The organism is Bradyrhizobium sp. UFLA05-89 (assembly GCF_059803475.1).
This window is the reverse complement of sequence record NZ_JBANBA010000006.1, coordinates 126,584-144,645: the sequence shown is the minus strand read 5'-3', so window position 1 is coordinate 144,645 and position 18,062 is coordinate 126,584. Positions and strand designations below refer to the sequence as shown.

General features: G+C 64.4%; 21 protein-coding genes. 16 read left to right on the top strand and 5 right to left on the bottom strand.

All coding sequences use genetic code 11. From position 1 onward, the window contains the following. The first annotated feature begins 11 nt into the window (after nt 1-11). From SO139_RS05605 to SO139_RS05585, 5 genes are all read left to right on the top strand, one after another. The gene (locus tag SO139_RS05605; RefSeq protein WP_498539761.1) at nt 12-869 is read left to right on the top strand and encodes an NAD-dependent protein deacetylase; all 858 of its coding nucleotides are present in this window, start codon (nt 12-14) and stop codon (nt 867-869) included. 296 nt (nt 870-1,165) lie between these two features. Next, a complete protein-coding gene (locus tag SO139_RS05600) occupies nt 1,166-2,884 on the top strand; it encodes a pyrroloquinoline quinone-dependent dehydrogenase (RefSeq protein ID WP_498539760.1) in 1,719 nt (572 codons plus the stop codon). Nucleotides 2,885-3,084: 200 nt separating this feature from the next. Further along, the gene (locus SO139_RS05595; RefSeq protein WP_449376922.1) at nt 3,085-3,318 is read left to right on the top strand and encodes a c-type cytochrome; all 234 of its coding nucleotides are present in this window, start codon (nt 3,085-3,087) and stop codon (nt 3,316-3,318) included. Between the two features lie 38 nt (nt 3,319-3,356). Then, nucleotides 3,357-4,124 (top strand): substrate-binding periplasmic protein, encoded by a 768-nt coding sequence (locus SO139_RS05590; protein ID WP_498539759.1) that lies wholly within the window; start codon nt 3,357-3,359, stop codon nt 4,122-4,124. Nucleotides 4,125-4,126: 2 nt separating this feature from the next. After that, complete coding sequence (locus SO139_RS05585; RefSeq protein ID WP_498539758.1) at nt 4,127-4,987, top strand: sugar phosphate isomerase/epimerase family protein; 861 nt, start codon at nt 4,127-4,129, stop codon at nt 4,985-4,987. Between the two features lie 42 nt (nt 4,988-5,029). Here SO139_RS05585 and SO139_RS05580 read toward each other — a convergent pair whose 3' ends face one another. Further along, nucleotides 5,030-5,674 carry a glutathione binding-like protein gene (locus tag SO139_RS05580; protein WP_498539757.1) on the bottom strand — a complete coding sequence of 215 codons (645 nt, stop codon included), beginning with the start codon at nt 5,672-5,674 and terminating at the stop codon, nt 5,030-5,032. A gap of 109 nt (nt 5,675-5,783) precedes the next feature. Here SO139_RS05580 and SO139_RS05575 point away from each other — a divergent pair, with 109 nt between their 5' ends. Beyond that, nucleotides 5,784-6,434 carry a TetR/AcrR family transcriptional regulator gene (locus SO139_RS05575; protein ID WP_498539756.1) on the top strand — a complete coding sequence of 217 codons (651 nt, stop codon included), beginning with the start codon at nt 5,784-5,786 and terminating at the stop codon, nt 6,432-6,434. A 30-nt stretch (nt 6,435-6,464) separates the two neighbouring features. Here SO139_RS05575 and SO139_RS05570 read toward each other — a convergent pair whose 3' ends face one another. Further along, complete coding sequence (locus SO139_RS05570) at nt 6,465-7,385, bottom strand: LysR family transcriptional regulator (protein ID WP_498539755.1); 921 nt, start codon at nt 7,383-7,385, stop codon at nt 6,465-6,467. A gap of 125 nt (nt 7,386-7,510) precedes the next feature. On the opposite strand from SO139_RS05570, the gene SO139_RS05565 reads away from it, so the two are divergent. From SO139_RS05565 to SO139_RS05545, 5 genes are all read left to right on the top strand, one after another. Further along, the gene (locus SO139_RS05565; protein ID WP_449376916.1) at nt 7,511-8,890 is read left to right on the top strand and encodes an MFS transporter; all 1,380 of its coding nucleotides are present in this window, start codon (nt 7,511-7,513) and stop codon (nt 8,888-8,890) included. 31 nt (nt 8,891-8,921) lie between these two features. Then, complete coding sequence (locus SO139_RS05560; RefSeq protein WP_449376915.1) at nt 8,922-10,028, top strand: amidohydrolase family protein; 1,107 nt, start codon at nt 8,922-8,924, stop codon at nt 10,026-10,028. Continuing rightward, nucleotides 10,025-11,125, top strand: a complete 1,101-nt coding sequence (locus SO139_RS05555) for an amidohydrolase family protein (RefSeq protein ID WP_449376914.1) — start codon at nt 10,025-10,027, stop codon at nt 11,123-11,125. Before SO139_RS05560 ends, SO139_RS05555 begins: the two co-directional genes overlap by 4 nt. Further along, nucleotides 11,122-11,535, top strand: a complete 414-nt coding sequence (locus SO139_RS05550) for a Rieske (2Fe-2S) protein (protein WP_449376913.1) — start codon at nt 11,122-11,124, stop codon at nt 11,533-11,535. The genes SO139_RS05555 and SO139_RS05550 overlap by 4 nt, the downstream gene beginning before the upstream one ends. Before the next feature lie 71 nt (nt 11,536-11,606). After that, nucleotides 11,607-12,176: a hypothetical protein gene (locus SO139_RS05545; RefSeq protein ID WP_449376912.1), complete on the top strand. Its 570-nt coding sequence runs from the start codon at nt 11,607-11,609 to the stop codon at nt 12,174-12,176. Between the two features lie 26 nt (nt 12,177-12,202). Here the strand turns inward: SO139_RS05545 and SO139_RS05540 are convergent, their stop codons facing one another. Further along, nucleotides 12,203-13,168 (bottom strand): 2-hydroxyacid dehydrogenase, encoded by a 966-nt coding sequence (locus SO139_RS05540; RefSeq protein WP_449376911.1) that lies wholly within the window; start codon nt 13,166-13,168, stop codon nt 12,203-12,205. 141 nt (nt 13,169-13,309) lie between these two features. Between SO139_RS05540 and SO139_RS05535 the strand changes: the two genes are divergently transcribed. The 4 genes from SO139_RS05535 to SO139_RS05520 all read left to right on the top strand — a co-directional run bounded on the left by SO139_RS05535 (nt 13,310) and on the right by SO139_RS05520 (nt 16,162). After that, complete coding sequence (locus SO139_RS05535) at nt 13,310-13,678, top strand: YciI family protein (RefSeq protein WP_449376910.1); 369 nt, start codon at nt 13,310-13,312, stop codon at nt 13,676-13,678. Then, nucleotides 13,675-14,964 (top strand): RNA polymerase sigma factor, encoded by a 1,290-nt coding sequence (locus SO139_RS05530; RefSeq protein WP_449376909.1) that lies wholly within the window; start codon nt 13,675-13,677, stop codon nt 14,962-14,964. Before SO139_RS05535 ends, SO139_RS05530 begins: the two co-directional genes overlap by 4 nt. A 223-nt stretch (nt 14,965-15,187) precedes the next feature. Next, complete coding sequence (locus tag SO139_RS05525) at nt 15,188-15,724, top strand: SRPBCC family protein (RefSeq protein WP_449376908.1); 537 nt, start codon at nt 15,188-15,190, stop codon at nt 15,722-15,724. A gap of 24 nt (nt 15,725-15,748) precedes the next feature. Beyond that, nucleotides 15,749-16,162, top strand: coding sequence for a VOC family protein (locus SO139_RS05520; protein ID WP_449376907.1), 414 nt, complete (start codon nt 15,749-15,751; stop codon nt 16,160-16,162). Between the two features lie 68 nt (nt 16,163-16,230). Here SO139_RS05520 and SO139_RS05515 read toward each other — a convergent pair whose 3' ends face one another. Both SO139_RS05515 and SO139_RS05510 read right to left on the bottom strand, forming a co-directional pair. Beyond that, nucleotides 16,231-16,668: a hypothetical protein gene (locus SO139_RS05515; protein ID WP_449376906.1), complete on the bottom strand. Its 438-nt coding sequence runs from the start codon at nt 16,666-16,668 to the stop codon at nt 16,231-16,233. 129 nt (nt 16,669-16,797) lie between these two features. Then, nucleotides 16,798-17,586, bottom strand: coding sequence for an SDR family NAD(P)-dependent oxidoreductase (locus SO139_RS05510; RefSeq protein ID WP_449376905.1), 789 nt, complete (start codon nt 17,584-17,586; stop codon nt 16,798-16,800). A gap of 95 nt (nt 17,587-17,681) precedes the next feature. Between SO139_RS05510 and SO139_RS05505 the strand changes: the two genes are divergently transcribed. Then, nucleotides 17,682-18,056 (top strand): cupin domain-containing protein, encoded by a 375-nt coding sequence (locus tag SO139_RS05505; RefSeq protein WP_449376904.1) that lies wholly within the window; start codon nt 17,682-17,684, stop codon nt 18,054-18,056. Nucleotides 18,057-18,062: the final 6 nt, after the last annotated feature.

Below are 18,062 nucleotides of genomic sequence, written 5' to 3'. Positions count from 1 at the left end.
GCAGCATCGTCATGCGCAGCTCCATCTGGCAAAGGCGATCGAAGCAGACTACATCCTCAGGCATGGCAAAACGTCCGCTCGAAGATTTCGTCGGCCGGCACCAGCGTCTTTTCGTTCTGACCGGGGCAGGCTGCAGCACCAATTCCGGCATTCCCGATTATCGCGACAAGCAGGGCAACTGGAAGCGAACCCAACCGGTCAACTACCAGGCCTTCATGGGCGAAGAGGGCACGCGGCAGCGATACTGGGCACGCAGCCTGATCGGCTGGCGGCGCTTCGGCCAAGCCATGCCGAACGACGCGCATCATGCGCTGGCTCGCCTCGAGGCGAACGGGCAGTGCGAGATGCTGCTGACCCAGAATGTCGACCGGCTGCATCAGTCGGCGGGCCATCGCCAGGTGATCGATCTTCACGGCCGGCTCGATCTCGTGCGGTGCATGGGCTGTGGCGAGAAGACGCCGCGCAACGCATTCCAGCGCTCCCTCGGCCGCGCGAATGCCGCATGGCTCTCGCTCGATGCCGCGGATGCGCCCGATGGCGATGCCGATCTCGAGCACGAGGATTTCTCATCGTTCAGCGTGCCGGCTTGCCGATCCTGCGGCGGCATCCTCAAGCCCGACGTCGTGTTCTTCGGCGAGAGCGTGCCGCGCGAGGTCGTGGCAACAGCGCAAGAACATCTGGAGCAGGCCGACGCCATGCTGATCGTGGGCTCATCGCTGATGGTCTATTCCGGCTTTCGCTTCGTGCAGATGGCGGCGCGCAGGAACATTCCGATTGCCGCCGTCAATCTCGGACGCACCCGCGCGGATGAACTCCTCACGCTAAAGGTCGAAGAGCGCTGTGAAGCAGCGCTCAAGTTCCTGTTGTGAGCGCGGGGTGGGATCGCTGAAATAGTCAGCGCAACTGACATTCCATCTCATCGTTCGCGCGCATTCCTTGGTTGCACTCCTCGCGATCCGGCGTACTCTATCTCTGCGAGCGAGAGGGGACAGTACCCAATACAAATGATCCCGCCTCATTTGGCGATACGCGCCGAACGAGCGGGAACACTGTTGCCGGCTCATCCTGCGATGGAGACGAACCGACAGATATTGGGCTGCAAATGTCCCTCGCGGCGGCGTTCGCATAACGCGGTCAACAAGCACAAAAGCGGGAGGAACTGCACATGAAGACGTGGTGGTGCTATTCTGGTCTGCCTCTTGTCGTTGGTGCGACACTCACCGTGTCGTCGGCCCTGGCTCAAACCGTGGACACTGCGCGCATCGAGGCTGCCGGCCAGAACGACTGGCTGACCTATCACGGTTCCTACAAATCCTATCACTACAGCCCGCTTTCACAGATCAACGCGGGCAATGTCGGCAATCTCGGTGTGGCCTGGATCCATATTCCCGGCCGCTCCACGCGTGGCCTGCAGTCCATGCCGGTCGCCGCCGACGGCGTGCTCTACTACACGGGGTCCTACAGTCGGGTATTCGCGCTCAATGGCGCTACCGGCGAGGTGATCTGGTCCTATTTCCCCGAGCTCGACGAGGCGCTGATCGCGCGCCAGACCCATTCTCCCTATAATCGCGGCGTCGCGCTCGGCGAGGGCAAGGTCTTCGTCGGAACGATGGACGGTCGCCTGTTCGGGCTCGATGCGAAGTCAGGCAAGGTCCTCTGGGAAACCAAGCTGATAGACTCGCAGAAGCTGACGGTCGGCTTCACCGGTGCGCCGCTCTATGCCAAGGGCACCGTGATCATCGGCTCGCAGGGCGGTGAGTGGCCCGGCCGCGGCCCGATCTTCGCCGTGGACGCCACGACGGGCAAGAAGAAGTGGGAGTTCCTCACGGTCGCCGGCACCGACGATGCCATGAAGACGTGGGGCAATGATGCCTGGCGCACCGGCGGCGGTGGCGGCTGGATGCCGGGGACCTACGATTCCGAAACCAACACCGTCCTGTGGGGCACCGCCAATCCGGCGCCGCTCTATGACTGGTCGGGCGCCGACTTCAAGACGCAGGGCGCACGGCCCGGCGACAATCTCTATACGAGCTCGGTGATCGGTCTCGATCTCGATAGTGGCAAGCTGAAGTTCTATCATCAGGAACTGCCGCACGACGCCTGGGACTTCGACAGTGCCGTCGGTGAGTTCGTGATGCTCGAGCGTGATGGCCAGAAATACGTGGTTCATCCGAACAAGAGCGGTTTCGTCTTCGTCTATGACCGCAATCTCGGCCTCAAGAACGTCTGGCCGCTCGTCCAGAACATCAATTTCGTCAAGAGCATCGATCCGAAGACGGGCGAGCTGATCGGCCGTCGCGACTTCGCCGTCGGGAAAGTCACCGAACCGCCGCTGTGCCCATACATCGGCGGCGGCGTCAGCTGGAACGCCGGCTCGTACAACCCGAAGACGGGCCTCTACTACAAGCTTGGCCAGGAATGGTGCATGACGCTGGAAGTCCAGAAGACGACTCCGGTCACCACGCCCCAGGCCCAGCTCAACATCGGCGCCGATTTCAAGATGGCGCCTCCTCCGGGCGGCGAGATCTATGGACACCTCGACGCGCGCGATCCCATCACGGGAGCAAAGAAATGGGAAATCCGCTATCCCGAGCCTCCGCTCGGCAGCGTGCTGTCGACCGCAGGGAATCTCGTCTTCGTGCCTGACTCCCGCGGCATGCTTCACGCCTACGATGCCGAGAGCGGGGCCGAGTTGTGGAACCACTCCGACGGCACCGGTCACCAGGGCGGCATCATCAGCTACACCGCGGGCGGCAAGCAATACATCGCAGTGACGGCCGGCTTTGGCGGCATGTTGTCGGACGACTATGCGCCGAACTTCGGCGGTGTCTACAAGAGCATGCCGCGCGACGACGGCGCGCTGATCGTCTACAGCCTGAAATAGGCTCAGTGCAAACGAACTGCCGGGGAGCGGGCGCAAGCCTGCTCCCCGGCCTGTCGAAGTGCCGATGTAAGGAACTGGAGCGCGACGCCTTGCCGTGTGCCAACAGGATCGCCGCATTGCCCGTCGTAGTACTGGCCGCTTCATTGTCGTGTGCCGCGGTGCAGGCGCAATCTCCCACACCTGCACCGGACAGCGAGACATTGGACGTCGAACAGTTGTTCGCGGGCACTTGCGGCTTTTGTCACTCCGACGGCGGCCGGGCCGCCGGCAAGGGACCGCAGCTCATGAACACGCAGCGCGACGACGACTTCATTCGCAACCGCATCAAGCACGGCAAGCAAGGTGCGATGCCGGCCTTCGACGGCGCCCTGACTGACGTGCAGATCGATCAGATCGTCACGTACATTCGCGGCCTTAAACCGCGCGCGGGCTGAGCCGTGACGAGCCCGATCCATCCACAGGGGCCTTCGGAATGAAGATGATCCTCTCGCTCATCATCGGTGCTGCCGTCGCGCTCTCGGCAGCGGCGCAGGCGCGAACCCTGGAGGCCATCCGCTCCTCCGGCGCGCTCGGGCTGTGCGCCCATCCCAACTCGCTTCCCTTCGCGAGCAAGGCCGGCGATCCGCCGGGATTTCAGGTCGAGCTGGGACAGGCACTGGCGCGAGAGCTCGGCGTCTCGCTCAGGCTCGACTGGATCATCACGCAGTATCAGATGCGTAGCGCCACCTGCGATGTTCTTCTCGACGTCATCGCCGACCGCGAGGCGCAAGGCGAAACCCGCTTGAGAATCTCGAAACCGTACTACCGCACGGGCGTTGCGCTGGCGGTGCCATCCTCGAGCACGCTGAGCTCGTTCAAGAGCCTGAACGAGCATACCAAAGTTGGTGTGCAGGTCGGCTCCGTCGCCGCCATGATCATCGGCCAGCGGCGCGTGCCGACTTCGACTTTCGGCTTCGAGAGTGACAGCCTCGACGCCCTGTCGAACAATGAACTGGACGCCGCGGCGGTCACGCCGACGGCGGCGAGCTATTTCAACTTGACGCATCCGGAGAAGCCGCTTCGGATCCTCGCTCGCGACGAAAGCGTGACCGACTTGAACTGGAACGTCGCCGTCGGCATGGTTCGCCCGGACGACGCGTTGCGCGATGCGGTCGATGGAGCGATCGAGCGCTTGCGTGCCGACGGCACGATCGATCGGATCTATCGTCGTTACGGTATCGTCCTCGAGGCGCCGAAATAGCCATGCGTCGCCGCCTCGGCAACCCGCCGGTCAGCAGGCGCGACGTCCTTCGAGGCCTCGCTGCCGCGGCGGCGCTGGGAGCTGCCCCGGCATCCGGCGGCGAGGGGCGCAAGATTGGTCTCCAGCTCTATACAGTCCGCGACCTCCTGAAGAGCGATTTCGAGGGCACCCTCCGCAAGGTTGCTCGCCTTGGCTACCGCGAGGTGGAGTTCGCTGGCATTCTCGGCCCTGACGTGGGTCGCACCCGGGAACTCTTGCGCAGCCTCGATCTCACCGCACCGTCGCTGCATCTCGACTACACCGGCCTGCGGGATAAGACCGCGTCATCCTTCGAGACCGCCCATTCGCTCGACAGCCGCTTCGTCGTCTGCCCGTGGCTGGACCCACCGGTGCGACAGACGATCGACGACTGGAAGCGGATCTGCGACGATCTGAACAGGATCGGCGAACTTGCGGCGGGTTCCGGCTTGACGCTCGCCTATCACAATCATGATTTCGAGTTTCGAGCGCTCGCTGGCGGCATCCAGCCCTACGACGTTCTGCTCAGCCGCACCGACGAGCGTGTCGTCACGCTCGAGCTTGACGTCTACTGGGCGACCAGGGGAGGCCGCAATGCCGCCGACGTGCTGAACGCCTATCCATCGCGATTTCGCCTGGTTCATCTCAAGGACATGGCGAAGGACGGATCGACCACCGAGCTTGGTCAGGGCACGATCGACTTCGCGGGGATATTCGCGGCCATGTCCGCAAGCGGCGTGCAGCACGCCTTCGTCGAGCAGGACGTCTCTGCCGATCCACTGCGCAGCATCGAGACCAGCATCGCCTTCCTTCGCAACCGGCGCTATTTTTCCCGCGGCACGTGATCGTCCCGGCCGTGGTCGGGACGATATGTCGATCGACGCGACTTACGCCGCCGCCTTCCGTCGCGCCTGCTCAGCCCTGTACAGCTCGAACTCCTCCGCGATCGCCTTTGCGATCGACGGGCGTTGCTTGAGGCGCTCGTAATAGGCCTTCACGTTCGGCCATTTGGCGAGGTCGATCGGCGGTGTCGCCATCGTCCAGTTGATCACCGTCACGAGATAGGCATCTGCGACGGTGAAGTGATTGAGCAGGTAGTCGCGGCCCTCCAGGTAATTGTCGAGATAGTCGAGCCGCGACAGGTTCTTCTCCAGCGCATAGGCCTTGCTTTCCTGCGGCGCTTTGCGGTCGAGCACGGGGATGAACAGTCCCTTGTGCAACTCGGTGCCGATGAAGCAGAGCCATTGATGCAGCCGCGTGCGATCGATGCCGGACGCGGTGCCGAGGCCAGACTGCGGAAAGCGGTCGGCGACATATTGCAGGATCGCCGCGTTCTCCGTCAGCACCACGCCCTCGTCGGTGCGTAGCGTCGGCACGAGGCCGATCGGATTCACGGCGCGGAAGTCGGAACCGTCCTTCAGCACGGTCTTGGTCGGTGAATCGACTTCGAGATAATTCGCCTCAGCGCCGGCTTCATACAGCGCGACCCGGGTCGCCATCGAGCAGGCGAGCGGCGAGAAATAGAGATCCATGGGGTACCTCCTTGGGCGTGGTATCGTTTGACCTTGCGTTTGCAACCCGGCCGGATTGATTTTTGTACTGTTCCGCATAATATGAAGGCGGTCAAGGATTATTTGCGAGATGGTACAAAAATCGAAAGGTCCGTCTGTCGGTCCCCCCGAGCCACAGAAGCGCCGCGGCCGGCCGCGCGCCTACGAGCCCGATGTCGCGCTCGGCAAGGCGCTCGACCTGTTCCGCACCCAGGGCTTTGCCGCGACCTCGCTCGACGATCTCAGCGAGGCTACCGGCATGAATCGGCCGAGCCTCTACGGCGCCTTCGGCGACAAGCGTGAGCTCTACATCAAAAGCTATCAGCGCTACCGCGAGCAGGCCCGCGCAGTGATGGTGGAGATCTTTCGTGCGGATCTGCCGCTGCGCGAACGGCTGGAGCGCATCTTCTCCTCCGCGCTCGCCATCTATCTCTCGGGCGAGACCGGTCCGCGCGGTTGCTTCACCGTGGTGACCGCGGCATCCGAAGCTGTCGGCGATCCCGAGATCCGCGCCATGGTGCTGGACGGCCTCGCCGAGCTCGACAAGGCTTTTGCCAATTGCTTCCGCCGCGCCAAGGAGAAGGGCGAGCTGCCCGACAGCGCCGATCCGGTCGTGCTGGCGCAGCTCGCCTCGGCCACCATCCACACCGTCGCCATCCGTTCGCGCGCCCGCGTCCCGCGCAAGGAGCTCGATGCGATCGTGAAGGGTGCGATCGATGTGATGGTGGGAGTGAAAGGCTAATCGTTCGCCCTGATAAGGGCGAGAGCGCGGCTACCCCGCGTCCCGCGCGAGTGCCGGTGCCCCTGTCGCGGCTTCCCGGAAGGCATCGCGAATGGAGCCGAGCAGGGTCTGCACACGCGCGAGATTGGAGCGCGTCGCCGGGACCAGCGCCTTGAGCCAGAGATCAGGGACCTGGAGTTGCGGGAGCAGCTCGATGAGCGCGCCGGACTTGAGGCGCTCCGCCGCCGCGGTGCGCGAGACGATCGCAATTCCGCTGCCCGCGCACAGGCTGTCGATCACGAGCGCGCCGTTGTTGGTCACGAGGTGGGGCCGAACCGCCACCGTCGTCACGCCGTTGCGGCCTTCGAAGGTCCAGGCCGGCCCGATCGGCGAAAACACGATGCAATCATGATTGACGAGATCGCGGGCATGCCGGGGATGGCCGCGCCGCGCCAGATAGGAAGGCGCGGCACAAAGCACGCGTTCGAAGACGTGCAGGGGTTCCTCGAGCACGCCGTCGAAGGACGACGGCATCATGGTGAGCACGATGTCAAAGCCCTCTTCGACTGGATTGACCGTGCGGTCCACCAGCACCGCGTCGAGAGTCACGCGCGGATACTTGATCTGAAACGACGACAGCAGTTGGGCGAGGTCGATGACCATCGGTGATGCCGGCGCCTTTATCCGCAACTGGCCCTCGAGTTCGTTCGGCGATCGCATGATCCCCTTGGCCATCTCGTCGTATTCGCGGACGATCTGGCGGATGACATCGAGGTAGCGTTCACCGACCTCGGTGAGCGCCAGGCGCCGCGTGCTCCGTCGCAGCAGCGTAGCCTTTAGCGACCATTCCAGTTGACCGACCCGCTTGGTGATGACGGACGGCGCGACCCCGAGCTGCCGGCCCGCCTCGGAGAAGCTGCCGGCCCGCGCGGTCGCCAGAAACGCCTTCATATTCAAAAGGCTATCCGCCATTTAATCCGATCCGGAAAAGATCATCGCGCGAAATAGCTTATTCTCCCTCGTTCTCGAAGGAAATAGGCTCCTTGGCGCGATAAGCCGTCACCAAAACAAGCGAACGGCAACGCGGAGGAACGAGCATGAGCGCACCCGACGTCATCGATGTCACCGACGTCATCGAGCGCCAGCGCCGCAACGGCCTGGTCCTCACCGTCCTGATCCTGTCGACGACGATCATGTTCCTGGACGGTTACGATCTTCAGGCGATGGCCTTCGCCGCGCCGTCAATTATCCGCTCCTGGGGCATCGAGCGGGCAGCGCTCGGCGTCGTCTTCAGCGCCGGCATTTTCGGCATCCTCGTCGGCGGCCTCGTGTTCGGATCGCTCGGCGATCGCATCGGCCGGCGGCTCTCGATCGTGGCATCGATGCTGGTGTTCGGCGGCTTCACGCTCGCGACGGTGTGGGCCAGCGACATTACCAGCCTCATCGTGCTTCGCTTCCTCGCGGGTATCGGCATCGGCGGATTGTCGCCGCTGTGCTACGCGCTGAACCTGGAATATGCGCCGAGCCGGTACCGCGGCACGGCGGTCGCGATCATCATGGTCGGCTATGTCGCGGGCAGCAGCATCGGTGGCTTCATCGCCGCCGGTCTCGTGCCGCAGTTCGGCTGGACCATCGTGTTCTGGATCGGCGGCGTGCTGCCTCTCCTCGGCGCAGCGCTGTGCTATTTCGCGCTTCCGGAATCGATCAAGTTCCTCGTGGTGCGCAATCGCGAGCCTGCAGAAATCGCCCGCATCCTGAACCGGATCGAGCCCGCACTCCAGGCGCAGGCAACGACGCGCTTCATACTTCGTGATGAAGCTACGCCCGGTACGGCCGACACGGGTCTCCTGTCGAAACTCGCGACACTGTTCGACGGGCGGCTTGCGGTCATCACGCCGTTCCTGTGGGTGGCCTATATCGCAAGCTCGATCACGATGTTCTTCCTCAATAGCTGGACGCCGATCCTGGCGGAGGCGTCCGGGCATACGCCCGCGCAAGCCGCCATGGGGTTGACTGTGTTCAGCCTGGGCGGCGCAGTCGGCGGCCTCACCATCGGCCGCGTGCTCGATCGTTTCGGCGTCATCGCCATTGCGATCGTGCCGCTGATTGCCTCACCCTTGGTCGCTTCGCTCGGCTGGGCCGGTCTTGGCGACAGCACCTACCTTGCGACGATGGCGTGTGTCGGCTTCTTCGTGGTTGGCGGTCACCAGGGCCTGAACAGCTCGGTCGGCCAGTTCTATTCCAGCGCCAACCGCACGACGGCCGTCGGCTGGGCGTTGTCGGTCGCCAAGATCGGCTCGATCAGCGGACCGCTGGTCGCCGGGATCCTGATCGCGCAGCACCTGCCGTTCTCGAGCCTGTTCCTGCTCGCCGCGCTGCCGCCGCTGGTGGTGGCGGCTTGCGTCCTGGTGCTGGGAATATCGCAGCGCAAGCACACTGCAGCGGCGCGCAAGATTGACCAGACGGCAACAGCCTAGCCGCATTCGCGCGCAGCAACGGAGGCCGAAGATGAGAATACCGTTTGCAGGGGCGATCGATTGCGATCTGCATCCGCCGATGCCGAGCATGGCGCAGTTGCTGCCTTATCTCGACGACTACTGGCGCGATCAGATCACCAACCGCGCGATCGACCGCATGCAGTTCGCCATGATGAGCTATCCGCCGAACGCCCCGATCAGCGCACGGGCCGACTGGCGCGTGCCGCAGGCCGGGCGAAGCGATCTCGATACGCTGCGCGCCCAAGTTCTCGACGCCTTCGATCTCGGCTTCGGGATCGCCAATGTGATCCACGGTGCGATCGCGCTCTACAATGATGATCTGGCGGCGGCAATCTGCCGCGCAGTGAACGACTGGCTCCGCGCCGAATGGCTCGATCGCGAACCGCGGCTGCGTGGCTCGATCCTGGTGGCTCCGCAGGATCCGGCACAGGCCGTCGCCGAGATCGAGCGTGTTGCGCCGGATCAGCGCTTCGTGCAGGTGCTGTTGCCCGTGATGGGCGAGAAGCTGCTCGGGCGCCGCGAGTTCTTCCCGCTCTACGAGGCGGCTGAGCGGCATGGGCTCGTCATTGCCGTGCATGCGGGCAGCACCTACCGCTACGCGCCGACGATCGTGGGCTGGCCGTCCTACCAGTTCGAGGACTACGTGGCGCAGGCCCAGGCCTTCGCCAACCAGACCATCAGCCTCGTCGCCGAGGGCGTATTCCGCCGCTTTCCGCGGCTCAAGGTGGTGATGCTCGAGTCCGGCGTGAGCTGGCTGCCGATGACGGTGTGGCGCACCGACAAGACCTGGCGCGGCGCGCGACCGGAAGTCCCCTGGATCGACCGCTGGCCCTCGGACATCATCCGCGAGCATCTGCGCTTTACCATCCAGCCGTTCGATGCGCCCGACGCGACGGCGGTTGCGCAAACGATCGACCGCATCGGTACCGATCAGGTGTTGCTGTTCTCCACCGACTATCCGCACTGGCAGTTCGACGGCGATGACGTGCTGCCGGACGGGCTGTCGGCGCACTCGCTCATCAAAATCCTCGTCGAGAATGCGCTTCAGACCTATCCCCGTCTGGCGCAGGTCGCGACTGCACCCGCTGCCGAGCAGACGAAGGAGAACGTCAGATGAATGCACCTTTCATCGAACAGAAGTCTCGCCAGACGCTCGCGATCGTCGATTGCGATATCCATCCGGCGCACCGTACGCCCACCGAACTCTTGCCCTATCTCGCGCCGCGCTGGCGCGAGCACTACCAGACCCATGGCGTGCATGTGCGGCAGGCGCTGCCGAACGGGTTGATGTATCCGCGCATGATGGCTGCCGGCATGCGCGCGGATTCGCTTCCTGAAGGCGGTGGCCCTGCGGGATCCGATCTCGATCTCCTTCGCAAGCAGCATCTGGATCCCGTCAATGTCGAGTTCGGCCTGTTGATGGCGCTCAGCAAGGGCGGCATGGAGGAGCGCAATCCCGGTCTTGCGGCGGCGCTGTCGCGCGCCACCAATGACTGGCAGATCGATCGCTGGGTGCGCGAGGAGCCGCGGCTTCGCGCCGGCATCGTCGTGCCGCAGGAGTTTCCCGAGGCGGCGGTCGCAGAGATCGAACGTTGCGCCGGCGATCGCCGCTACGTGCAGATCATGCTGTCGTCGCGGCCGTCGGATCCGCTGGGCCATCGGCGCTATTGGCCGATCTATGAGGCGGCGGAGCGTGCCGGCCTGCCGATCGGCCTGCATCCGGTCGGCTACAATGGCGGCCATCCTTCCACTGGCTCCGGCTGGCCGACGTTCTATTTGCAGGAGCACTACGTCTTCGTGGCCTGCATGGAAGCGCTGGCCAGCAGCCTGATCATCGAGGGCGTGTTCGAGCGTTTCCCGAAACTGAAGGTCGTGCTGGTCGAGGGCGGCTTCGGCTGGGCGCCGGCGCTGGCCTGGCGCATGGACAAGCACTTCGAGAAATTCCGCAAGGAGGTCGCGCATCTCAAGCGGCGTCCCTCGGAATATCTGCGCGAACACATCTGGTGGACGACGCAGCCGATCGAGGAGCCGGCGCAGTCGCGCCACATCGTCGAGATCATCGACTGGATCGGTTGGGACCGGCTGCTCTATTCATCGGACTATCCGCACTGGGACTATGACAATCCGTCCTTCGCGTTCAAATTCCCGATGACAGAAGAGCAGCGCCGCAAGATCTTCAGGGACAATGCGATGGCATTGTATCGCCTCGCATGAGCCGCCATGTGGTCTGCCCCGCAGCCGAGCTGCCGCCCGGCGCGCGCAAGGTCGTCGTCGTCGACGGGCGCGAGATCGGCGTGTTCAATGTCGAGGGGCGCCTGTATGCACTGCTCAACCGCTGTCCGCACGGTGGAGCTGCGATCTGCTCGGGCGCGGTGACCGGCCTCAGCCAGTCTTCCGGCCCCGGCGACTACCGCCTTGAGCGTCGTGGCGAGTTTCTGCGCTGCCCTTGGCACGGCTGGGAGTTCGACATGGCGACCGGCCAATCCTGGTGCGATCCGCGCCGCACCAAGTTGCGAAGCTTCGAGGTCATGCGCGAGGCGGGCGGCGATCTCGTGATGGGCCCCTATGTAGCCGAGCGATATCCCGTGACGGTCGAAGACACCTATATCGTCGTCGATCTCTGACCACGCCGCGGCGGTTCTGGCGTTCCTGACATCTGGCGCATATACTTTCAGGATATCTGAAGGTCCCACGGATGTTAATCTTCACACGCGGTTCGGCCCTTGCATTGATCCTGGTGGCGCTCTGTCTGGGCGGGCGAACGGCCCATGCCCAGGCTGCCCCTGTGCCCTACATGAACTCGGGCTGGCCGATGGGCTGGGGCGACAATCCGGCTTTCGATGCGGGCGATCCGCAGTCCAAGCTCCCGCGCGGCTGGTTTCTCAGCAGCTCACGCGACAGCACGGCGTGGAGCATGAATGGCTTCAATCAGGCGAGGGCGTTCGGCAATTACGGCTCGCTTTCGTCCGACGGCGTGAAGTTCGGCTATAACTTCGCGAATGCACCCGTCACGGTTTACACTGGCTTCGACACATTGAAATACAATCTCGGGACCGGCGGTCCGATCTCGCCCTTCGACACCACCTCGCCGACGCTGCCGGGCGGCTATCGCGCAAGTGCCGGGATCGAATTCCGTCCGACGTCGAATCTCAGCCTGTCGTTCGGCGCGAGCTTCACCCAGCAGTCGTCCGGACTCGTCGACAGCGACATCAATTCGCCACTGCCGCCCGGCGCCTCGCCGCTGGCTTTCGGCGCTCGTCGCTAAGGCCAATACGCTCGTCAGCCGGCGCTTCAGTACCCGCGCGCCCGGTCCACCACATTTTCCAGTGCGGCGCCGGCCTCGAAACGCGCGATCTGCTCCGCGACATATGCCGAGATCGCATCCGCATCGGTGTCGGCCGCATTGTGCGGCGTCACGACCACCTTCGGATGGCTCCAGAGGCGGCTTGCCGCCGGCAGCGGCTCCTCGACGAACACGTCGAGCGAGGCAGCACCGAGCGTGCCGTCATCGAGGCAGACGAGGATGTCGTCCTCGTTCTGCAAGGCGCCGCGGCCGGCATTGATCAAGACCGGCGCGCCGAGCGGGCTGCTGCGGTTGAGTTTCGTGAAGACCTCGCGGTTGAGGATGCCGTGCGTCTGCGGCGTCAGTGGCAACAGGCTGACCAGAATGTCGGTCGCGCGCAGGAACGCGTCCATCTGGCCTGCGCCGTGAAATGACTCCACGCCATCGACGCTCCGCGGACTGCGGCTCCAGCCCACCACGCGGAAGCCGAGCCGGCGCAGCACCTCGGCGGCGTCCGCGCCCAGCGTGCCGAGCCCCATGATGCCGACCGTGACTGCACTCGCCGGCCATTGGTATTTCGGCTCCCAGGCCTTCTCGCGCTGCGACTGCCGCAGGTAAAGCTCCTGCCGATGATGCATCAGCACGTGAAGCACGACATATTCGGTCATACGTCCGGTGAGATCGGGCACGGCGACGCGGACCAACGGCACGTCCGGCAGGCTGTTGTCCGCCATCAGCGCGTCGACGCCGGCGCCGAGATTGAAGATCGCGCGCAGATTCGGGAAAGCCTTGAGATCACCGGGAACCGGCTTCCACACCGCGGCATAGTGCACCTTGGCCAGGTCGAGGTCCGGATCAGGCAGCAGCACCACGCGCCGGTCGCCGCAGACCGCCTCAAAACGCGCTTTCCAGCGCTCCGGCAGCCAGTTCTGCGAGCGACTGTTGATCAGGAGTGCCAGCGCGCCTTTAGTCATTCGTCATGTCCCATCGAGTTCCCGGTTCACGGCCCTCCTTGGCACGAACGCGTGGACATTTCTTGCAAAAAATTTCCGCAAGTCGTGTCGGGGCGGGGCATAGTGCGTCGTCTTCATAATGAGAGAAAACAGGACCTGCTCATGCTCTATGCCATCCTTTGCTACCACGATGAGGATTTTGTCGGCTCCTGGAGCAAGGAGCAGGACGAAGCCGTGATGAAAAAGCTCGCCGTGGTGCAGGACAAGCTCACCAAGCAGGGCCGGCTCGGTCCCGTCGCGCGGCTCCTGCCCACCACGGCGGCCGCAACGCTGCGGAAGGAAGACCCGCCGCTGGTGCTCGACGGTCCCTATGCCGAGACCAAGGAGCAGTTGCTCGGCTTCTACATCGTCGATTGCAAGAACCTCGACGACGCGCTCGACGTCGCGCGCGATCTCGGCGCGGCCAATCCCGGCGGTGCCTATGAGGTGCGTCCCGTCGGCGTGTTCAGGCCGGGAGGGAGTTTGACGTGAGCGAGACCGACGCCGCCTGGATCGAGACCGCGCTGACCTCGGCGCGGCCCCAGGCGGTGGGCGCGCTGCTGCGCTATTTCCGCGATCTCGATACCGCGGAGGAGGCGTTCCAGAATGCGTCCTTGCGCGCGCTGAAGAATTGGCCGCAGAACGGGCCGCCGCGCGATCCAGCGGCCTGGCTGATCATGGTCGGCCGCAACGTCGCGATCGACGAGGTGCGCCGCGCGCGCAAGCAGGAGCCGCTGCCGGAGGACGACCAGGCGATCTCAGATCTCGACGATGCCGAAGGGAAGCTTGCCGAGCGGCTCGACGGCTCGCACTATCGCGACGATATCCTGCGGCTGATGTTCATCTGCTGCCATCCGGATCTGCCGGCGACGCAGCAGATCGCACTCGCGCTGCGTATCGTCTCCGGCCTGACCGTGAAGCAGATCGCGCGCGCCTTCCTGGTCTCGGAAGCGGCGATGGAGCAGCGCATCACCCGCGCCAAGGCGAAGATCGCCGATGCCGGCGTGCCGTTCGAGGCGCCCGGCGCCGCCGAGCGCGGCGAGCGGCTCGCGGTCGTCGCCGCGATGATCTACCTGATCTTCAACGAAGGTTATTCGGCGAGCGGCGACACTGCCGAGATACGCAAGCCGCTATGCGAGGAGGCGATCCGGCTGGCGCGGCTCTTGTTGCGGCTGTTTCCAGGCGAGCCGGAGATCATGGGGCTCACCGCGCTATTGCTGTTGCAGCATGCGCGTAGTGCGGCGCGGTTTGCAGCCGATGGGTCGCTGATCCTGCTCGAGGATCAGGACCGCTCACTGTGGAGTGGCACCATGATCGCGGAGGGGCTCGCGCTGATCGACAAGGCAATGCGCCATCGCAGGAGCGGCCCCTATCAGATCCAGGCGGCGATCGCGGCGTTGCACGCCCGTGCGGCAACGCCCGAGGAAACCGATTGGACCCAGATCGACCTGCTCTATGGTGCGCTCGAGCTCGTGCAGCCCTCTCCGGTGGTGACGCTCAACCGAGCGGTTGCGGTCTCCAAGGTGCGCGGGGCCGAGGCCGCCCTCGCGCTGATCGAGCCGCTCGCCCCCAAGCTCGCCAACTACTTCCATTTCTACGGCGTGCGCGGCGCCTTCCTGATGCAGCTCGGCCGCAACGACGAGGCCCGCGTCGCTTTCGACCGCGCGATCGCACTCGCCAACACCTCGGCCGAGGCGGCCCACATTCGCATGCATCTCGATCGCCTGATCAGGGACAGCCAGCCGAAGGCGTCCAAAGAGGGCGCGAAAGCGAAATAGAACGAGACGCTCTCCGGATCGTCATGCCCGGGCAAAAGCGCGAAGCGCGTCTTCGCGCTAGATGTCCCGGGCATCCACGTCTTTCCGTCAGCACTCAAGAACATGGATGGCCGGGACGAGCCCGGCCATGACGCCGGGTGGATGGTGTGGCGAAAAAAAACGTCCGCGCCTGTCGGTCTCGCACTCTCTCCTTCGTCCTTGGGCCAATCGAAGGGAGCCCGTCATGCTGAAAGCTGTTGCCGTTATCGCAATCGTGATTGCCGCCGGCATCGCCGGCCTTCTCGTCTTCGCCGCCACCAAGCCGGACATGTTTCGCGTCGAACGCACGCTCGCCGTCATGGCGCCTGCCGATGCCATCTACCCCCTCATCGCCGATTTCCAGCGCTGGACGAGCTGGTCGCCCTACGAAGGGCGCGATCCCGGCCTGAAGCGCACGTTCGGCGGTAGCACGCAGGGCAAAGGCGCGATCTATGCCTGGGACGGGAACAAGGACATCGGTGCTGGTCGCATGGAAATTCTCGAAGCGAGCACACCGCCGAAACTTCGCATCAAGCTTGATTTCGAGCGCCCCTTCGAAGGTCACAACATTGCCGAGTTCACGTTTGTGCCGCAAGGCAGTGCAACACTGGTCACATGGGCGATGTACGGTCCGGCCCCGTTCCTGTCCAAGCTGATGCAGGTGTTCGTCAACATGGATAACATGATCGGCAAGGATTTCGAGACCGGCCTCGCCAATCTGAAGAAGCTCACCGAGAAGTAGAAGCCTCACGTCAAGGAGAGAACCATGCTCAATCCATACCTGTTCTACCAGGACAAGTGCGAAGCCGCGTTCAACTATTATGCGCGCGTGCTCGATGGAAAGGTCGAGGCGATGCTGCGCGCCTCCGACGCTCCGCCGGAGATGCCCGCTGCACCCGGCCGCGAAAAGACCATCATGCATGCGCGCATGTCGCTTCCCGATGGCAGCGTGCTGATGGCCTCGGACGCGCCGCCCGAGCACTCGCAGAAGCCGCAGGGCTTCTCGATCTCGCTGACGATCACCAACGCGGCCGATGCCGAACGCAAGTTCAACGCGCTCGCCGATGGCGGCACCGTCACCATGCCCTTCAGCAAGACGTTCTGGGCCAAGGGCTTTGGCATGTGCGTCGACCAGTTCGGCATCCCCTGGATGGTGAACTGCCCGGCGGAAGGGATGTGAGAAAGAATTGAAGCGCTGCCGCGCGCGCTGCACCTTCTCCCATTGCGGGAGAAGGTGGACATCGATTGTTACCTGCATCGCGGATAGATTGCGGCGAGCTCGCGGCCCTTCAGCAGCAACAGCCGCGACGTCAGTCCGCCGCGGCTTCTGATCCAGTCGCGCACGGGCGCCGGATAGGCCGCCAAGACCGCTTCGGAGGCTTCCGGCTCGGCATAGAAGCGGCCCTGCCGGTCGACCGAGCGGGCGGCATGGAAGCCGAGCACCGCACGCTTGGTGACGCAGATGCGCTCGCCGGGCACCAGACTCAGCACCAGCGTGCAGGCGGACAGACATGGCCCGTCGATTACCACGCGTTGGCCGGAGTCGCGCACCCGCTCGAACAGTTCGAGAAATGGTCCGACCCGTCCGCCTGGAGATTGGACGATGCGGATCTCGGCGGACGCGGGCAAGGCTGCGAACAATGCGGCGGCGACCGTCACGGCCTTGACCAATGCAACGCGTCGCATAGCACTCTCCACACATCCAATCTCGCAGGGTGGGCAAAAGGCGCGCAAGCGCCGTGCCCACCAATGCAGCCGCAACCCGGACAGATGGTGGGCACGCTTCGCTTTGCCCACCCTACGAACTACAAATGTCTACGCATTCCTCCGCTGTCCGCGCAGCGTCGGCAGGCCGATGCCTGCTGCATCGAAGCCGCCATCGACGGCCAAAATTTGGCCGGTGATGTAGCTCGATCGATCCGAGCACAGGAAAAAGATCGCCTCCGCGAGTTCCTCTTCGAGGCCATAGCGGTTGAGCGGGATGGCATCGTGATAGTCGGCGCGGATCTCCGGCGTGTGCACCTCCTTGGCCATCGCGGTGTCGACCGGTCCGGGCGCGACGGCGTTGACGCGGATGTTGAGTACCGCCAGCTCGACAGCGAGCTGCTTCGTCAGATGCGCCAGTCCCGCCTTGCTCGTGCCGTAGGCCGAGCGCAGCGTCGAGGCGCGCACCGCCGAGATCGAGGTGATGTTGACGATGGCGCCGCCGGCGGACTCGCGCATCAGGGGCACCGCGGCCTTGGTGCTGACGAAGGGCCCGGTGAGGTTGACCTCGAGTATGCGGCTCCAGTCCTTATCCGACGTCTCCATCAGCGGTGCAAACACTGCAATGCCGGCATTGTTGACCAGTGCGTCGAGCCGGCCGAACCGCTGCGCGATCCCTTTCATTGCGGCGCCGACCGCTGCGGCGTCGGAGACGTCGCAGCTCAAGGCCAACGTCTCATCGGGCCGGTCGATTGCGGCGACGGCGCGCGCGAGCAAATCGTCCTCGATGTCGAGCAGCGCCACGCGCCAGCCCTCTGCGAGGAACTTCCTGGCTGTCGCAAGTCCGATGCCGCGCGCAGCGCCGGTAATGAGGGCAACCTTTGGCTGGCCTGAAGTCATCTGCTAATCTGTCCCGTGCCCGAAACGCCGGCCACCAAGGCGGACGGCCTTCGCATCTTTTACCGTGCTTTCTTCCCCGCAAGAAAGGCCTCCGCATGCAGCCCTCCGATCCATCCGCGCTGGAAGAGTGGCGGCCGGGCGTCAAGACCCGCATGTTGGCCTCGGCCCGCACCGGCGCCACCGCGCTTTGCATCTTCGAGCAGTGGGTCGCCCCCGGCGCCGGCGCGCCGACGCACAGCCATCCCGTCGAGGAGGTGTTGACGGTGCGCGAAGGCGAGGCGGAGATCTGGCTCGAGGAGACGCAGGCAAGGGTCGCCGCCGGACAGTCGGTGCTGGTGCCGGCCGGGCGCAAGCACGGCTTCCGCAACGCGGGAACCGTCACGCTGCACGTCCACGCCGTGCTGGCGTCAGCGATCTTCGAAATGCTGCCGGAAGGCGCGAGCGAGATGACGCGGCGCTGGGATCGTTGAGCCAGC

Bases quoted from the DNA above. Each gene is read 5' to 3' on its own strand.
- SO139_RS05605 (WP_498539761.1), top strand. From the start codon at position 12: ATGCGCAGCTCCATCTGGCAAAGGCGATCGAAGCAGACTACATCCTCA.
- SO139_RS05600 (WP_498539760.1), top strand. From the start codon at position 1,166: ATGAAGACGTGGTGGTGCTATTCTGGTCTGCCTCTTGTCGTTGGTGCG.
- SO139_RS05575 (WP_498539756.1), top strand. From the start codon at position 5,784: ATGGTACAAAAATCGAAAGGTCCGTCTGTCGGTCCCCCCGAGCCACAG.
- SO139_RS05585 (WP_498539758.1), top strand. From the start codon at position 4,127: ATGCGTCGCCGCCTCGGCAACCCGCCGGTCAGCAGGCGCGACGTCCTT.
- SO139_RS05570 (WP_498539755.1), bottom strand. From the start codon at position 7,385: ATGGCGGATAGCCTTTTGAATATGAAGGCGTTTCTGGCGACCGCGCGG.
- SO139_RS05540 (WP_449376911.1), bottom strand. From the start codon at position 13,168: ATGACTAAAGGCGCGCTGGCACTCCTGATCAACAGTCGCTCGCAGAAC.
- SO139_RS05510 (WP_449376905.1), bottom strand. From the start codon at position 17,586: ATGACTTCAGGCCAGCCAAAGGTTGCCCTCATTACCGGCGCTGCGCGC.
- SO139_RS05560 (WP_449376915.1), top strand. From the start codon at position 8,922: ATGAGAATACCGTTTGCAGGGGCGATCGATTGCGATCTGCATCCGCCG.
- SO139_RS05520 (WP_449376907.1), top strand. From the start codon at position 15,749: ATGCTCAATCCATACCTGTTCTACCAGGACAAGTGCGAAGCCGCGTTC.
- SO139_RS05505 (WP_449376904.1), top strand. From the start codon at position 17,682: ATGCAGCCCTCCGATCCATCCGCGCTGGAAGAGTGGCGGCCGGGCGTC.
- SO139_RS05525 (WP_449376908.1), top strand. From the start codon at position 15,188: ATGCTGAAAGCTGTTGCCGTTATCGCAATCGTGATTGCCGCCGGCATC.
- SO139_RS05590 (WP_498539759.1), top strand. From the start codon at position 3,357: ATGAAGATGATCCTCTCGCTCATCATCGGTGCTGCCGTCGCGCTCTCG.
- SO139_RS05555 (WP_449376914.1), top strand. From the start codon at position 10,025: ATGAATGCACCTTTCATCGAACAGAAGTCTCGCCAGACGCTCGCGATC.
- SO139_RS05550 (WP_449376913.1), top strand. From the start codon at position 11,122: ATGAGCCGCCATGTGGTCTGCCCCGCAGCCGAGCTGCCGCCCGGCGCG.
- SO139_RS05515 (WP_449376906.1), bottom strand. From the start codon at position 16,668: ATGCGACGCGTTGCATTGGTCAAGGCCGTGACGGTCGCCGCCGCATTG.
- SO139_RS05535 (WP_449376910.1), top strand. From the start codon at position 13,310: ATGCTCTATGCCATCCTTTGCTACCACGATGAGGATTTTGTCGGCTCC.
- SO139_RS05565 (WP_449376916.1), top strand. From the start codon at position 7,511: ATGAGCGCACCCGACGTCATCGATGTCACCGACGTCATCGAGCGCCAG.
- SO139_RS05545 (WP_449376912.1), top strand. From the start codon at position 11,607: ATGTTAATCTTCACACGCGGTTCGGCCCTTGCATTGATCCTGGTGGCG.
- SO139_RS05580 (WP_498539757.1), bottom strand. From the start codon at position 5,674: ATGGATCTCTATTTCTCGCCGCTCGCCTGCTCGATGGCGACCCGGGTC.